At 67.2% G+C, this 762-nt stretch carries 1 protein-coding gene; it reads right to left on the reverse strand.

Features of this window, described 5'->3' with window-relative positions; genetic code table 11:
* Window positions 1–170: 170 nt before the first annotated feature.
* The coding region (locus tag AC1DWF_RS33885; RefSeq protein ID WP_476842872.1) for an NAD(P)-dependent oxidoreductase at window positions 171–762 on the reverse strand (592 nt) is incomplete at its 5' end.

Genomic DNA, 762 nt, shown 5'->3' on the forward strand with positions numbered 1-762 from the left:
CTCGTCATGGAGGAGATGACCGAGGGGCGGAACCGTGGTTGGGATGCGCTGGATTCCCGCATCCCGATGAAGCTGCAGCTCGAGCGCGCGGGCGTCGAGATCAAGTGCGATCCGGCGGCGGTGCAGGCCGTGCTCGACAGCGACAAGAAGTAGGGTCGAAGGACGGTCGGCTAGTTCTTGCCGACCGTCACCCCCGCCATCGCCTCAATCACCTTGACGACCGAGGCGCCCTCGTCCTTCCCGTACCCCGCCGCGCGGGCCATCTGGTAGACCTGCTGCGTCACATTCGCGAGCAGGATCGGCACGCCGAGCGCCTTGGCGAAGCCCGTCTCCAGCTCCTGATCCTTGAACGAGATGTCGATCGTGCCGGCCGGCGTGAAGTCGCGGCTGATCATGCGCGGCGCGCTCCGCTCGAAGGCATTGCTGCGGCCGGTGCAGTGGCTGATCACCTCCACGATCTGGTTGGCGTCGAGCCCGGCCTTGGTGCCGAGCACCATCGCTTCCGCAACGGCGACGATGTTCACCTGGAGCAGCATGTTGTTCAGCAGCTTCATCGCGAGCCCGTTGCCGAGCGAGCCGACGTGGAAGACGTTCCGGCCGAATACGCGGAACATCGGTTCGCACGCGTCGAAGACCTCCTTCGCCCCGCCGACGATGACGTTCAGCGTGCCCGCCTCGGCGCCGGTGACGCCGCCGCTGACGGGTGCGTCGAGCAGGGCGATGCCACGCCTGGCGAGTTCGTCCCCCATGCGCCGCAGCACG

Source organism: Aminobacter sp. P4_D5, assembly GCF_056401815.1.